Source organism: Shewanella sp. 11B5 (genome assembly GCF_002836795.1).
Lineage (GTDB): Bacteria > Pseudomonadota > Gammaproteobacteria > Enterobacterales > Shewanellaceae > Shewanella > Shewanella frigidimarina.
Genome location: NZ_PJAP01000963.1, coordinates 1 through 2,914 on the forward strand (window position 1 = coordinate 1; position 2,914 = coordinate 2,914).

Here is a 2,914-nt window from a genome sequence, read left to right on the forward strand (position 1 = left end):
AGTCATTAGAACTAGTCAGCTTGAATCAGTGTTTACTATCCAATGTTTATGACTCAATGTTTAGCAATCAATGCTCATAAATGATTGCGATCTGATCGGTGACACGGCATTTAGATTGAAACGCAGTAATGCGTTTCAATCTGTTGCTGATATCTGCAACTTATCGATTTATTCAGTAATCTTTTTCACTAAATCACGACCTAACTGCATCATATGCACTTGGTCTGGGCCATCGGCTAAACGCAAAGTACGTTGGCCTGCCCATGCGTGTGCTAAGAAAGTATCTTGACTCACACCCACTGCACCGTGGCACTGAATAGCACGGTCAATCACATCAAGAGACATGTTCGGCGCAACAATTTTGATCATGGCAATCAGTTCTTTGGCGGCTTTATTGCCGTCTGTATCCATTTTTTGCGCCGCTTTTAAGGTCATTAAACGGGCTTGTTCAATTTGGCAGGCAGATTTAGCAATATCTTCACGTACTGACTGTTGCTTGATCATCGGTTGACCAAACACAATACGTTCGCCAACGCGTTTACACATTAAATCTAACGCGCGCTGGGCTATACCGACTGAGCGCATACAGTGATGAATTCGTCCAGGGCCAAGACGGCCTTGAGCAATTTCAAAACCTTTGCCTTCTGCAACAATAATATTTTCAACCGGTACGCGGACATTGGTAAATGTCACTTCGCCATGACCTTCTGGCGCATCGCTGTAACCAAACACTTTCATTGGTCGCACCAACGTCACGCCCGGGGTGTTCATTGGCACAAGCACTTGAGATTGTTGAATGTAACGATTGCTGTTGGTTGGGTCTGTTTTGCCCATCACAATCATAATTTCACATTGCTTACGACACGCGCCACTGATGTAAAACTTACGGCCATTAATGACATACTCGTCACCATCGCGTTCAATGCTTAACTCAATATTAGTCGCATCACTTGAGGCAACTTCTGGCTCTGTCATGGCAAACGCGGAACGGATTTTGCCTTCTAGCAATGGCTCTAACCATTGTTTTTTCTGGGCTTCATTACCGTATTTAGCCAATACTTCCATGTTGCCGGTATCGGGTGCCGCACAGTTAAACACTTCTGACGCCCACATCACTTTGCCCATAATTTCAGCCAGAGGTGCGTATTCTAAATTGGTCAATCCAGCACTGTATTTACCGTAAGCAACGGGCAGAAATAAATTCCACAATCCTTCGGCTTTCGCTTTGGCTTTTAATTCTTCCATTAACGGAGGCGTTGACCAAGGATCAAGCTCTACCTGTCGGTGCATTTCTTCTTCAACCGGAAACACGTTCAAATCCATAAAATCGCTTACACGTTTGATTAATGCTTGAACTTTTTCACTGTATTCAAAATTCATGTTCTACCCTTCTATTGGTCATTACGGTGTAATAGCAGTGCTAGAGTGAGGCTTAATATTTCAATTAAGACTCAATCAGATCAGCAAACGTTAACTGAGTGACGTTAATGATTTTTTGTTAAACGGTTTAATATCCGCGATGGCTTTGTGTTTAATTTTATTGACCCACTGCGGATCGACTAATAAGGCTCGACCGACAGCGACTAAATCAAATTCGTTATTGTTTAAACGTACTAATAACTCATCAATGCCTGTTGGATTAGACGTACCCGATAAATCGGCATTACCTTCGCCAATAAAGTCAGCGTCTAACCCCACATTGCCAACAGTAATAACAGGCTTATTGGTCAGCTTTTTGGTCCAACCCGCTAAGTTAAGGTCTGAACCTTCAAATTCAGGCACCCAAAAACGGCGTGTACTGGCATGGAAAATATCGACGCCAGCATCGCTTAGCAAACCTAAAAATGTCGCTAACTCTGAAGGGGTTTGACACAGTTTTGCGCTGTAATTTTGTTGTTTCCACTGTGAAAAACGGAAGATAATCGTAAAGTCATCACCCACAGCGGCGCGAATCGCTTTTACTATTTCAACACCAAAGCGAGTACGATTTTCTAACGATCCGCCGTATTTGTCATCACGTTCGTTCGTGCCTTCCCAAAAGAATTGATCAACTAAGTAACCGTGGGCGCCGTGTACTTCAATGGCATCAAAGCCAATGTTTTTGGCATCCAATGCGGCTTGTGCAAAAGAGGCAACCACTTCGTTGATATCATCCTGTGACATTGCAACGCCATTTTTAGCACCGGGTTTATACAAGCCTGATGGACTATAAGCTGGGGCTTCTTTGTCTGGACCAACGCCGGGTTTTCTTACAGAACCTACATGCCAAAGCTGTGGGGCAATTTTGCCACCTGCCGCATGCACTTCATCCACTACGTGTTTCCAGCCAGCTAATGCTGCTTCGCCATAAATAGCGGGTACATTTTCATAACCGTTAGCGGCTTTATGAGAAATAAATGTGCCTTCGGTGATAATTAATCCCACGTCACCCTCAGCACGTCTGCGGTAATATGCTGCAACTTCTTTATTAGGAATGTAATTTGGTGAAAACGCACGTGTCATTGGCGCCATAACGGTTTTGTTTTTAAGTGCTAACGATTTAGTGTTAAATGATTCAAATAACTTATCGATACTGGTGTTTTTGTCACTGTTCATGGGTACTTCCTAGCCTGTTATATCTTTTATTTTGTCTGCAATATTGTTTTTACTGTCGGTAATGCGTTACCTCATTAGACCGTTAGCCAATCAAATAGCCACCATCAACATTAATAGCCGTACCCGTGGTGTAGCTTGATGCGTTTGAGGCGAGATACAACACTGTGCCGGCCATTTCATCTGGCTGAGCCACACGCTTCATTGGTACGTGGTACATCATTTGTTTCAAAATGGCTGGGTTATCAACTAACGCAGAAGCAAACTTGGTATCTGTTCCGCCGGGTAATAGAGCATTCACGCGGATATTGAATTGGGCACA

The 2,914-nt window shown here is 43.5% G+C and carries 3 protein-coding genes; all 3 read right to left on the reverse strand.

The features are described from left to right. Window positions 1-168: 168 nt before the first annotated feature. Entirely contained in the window at window positions 169-1,380 is a 1,212-nt protein-coding gene (locus tag CXF78_RS18870; RefSeq protein ID WP_102037616.1) for an acyl-CoA dehydrogenase family protein, read from the reverse strand. Between the two features lie 90 nt (window positions 1,381-1,470). Then, window positions 1,471-2,595 carry an NADH:flavin oxidoreductase gene (locus tag CXF78_RS18875; protein WP_102037617.1) on the reverse strand — a complete coding sequence of 375 codons (1,125 nt, stop codon included), beginning with the start codon at window positions 2,593-2,595 and terminating at the stop codon, window positions 1,471-1,473. Between the two features lie 82 nt (window positions 2,596-2,677). Further along, window positions 2,678-2,914: SDR family oxidoreductase (locus CXF78_RS18880; RefSeq protein WP_145991564.1), on the reverse strand; the 237-nt coding region annotated here is incomplete at its 5' end.

Coding starts and splice junctions, on each gene's coding strand:
- CXF78_RS18875 (WP_102037617.1), bottom strand. CDS start 2,595: ATGAACAGTGACAAAAACACCAGTATCGATAAGTTATTTGAATCATTT.
- CXF78_RS18870 (WP_102037616.1), bottom strand. CDS start 1,380: ATGAATTTTGAATACAGTGAAAAAGTTCAAGCATTAATCAAACGTGTA.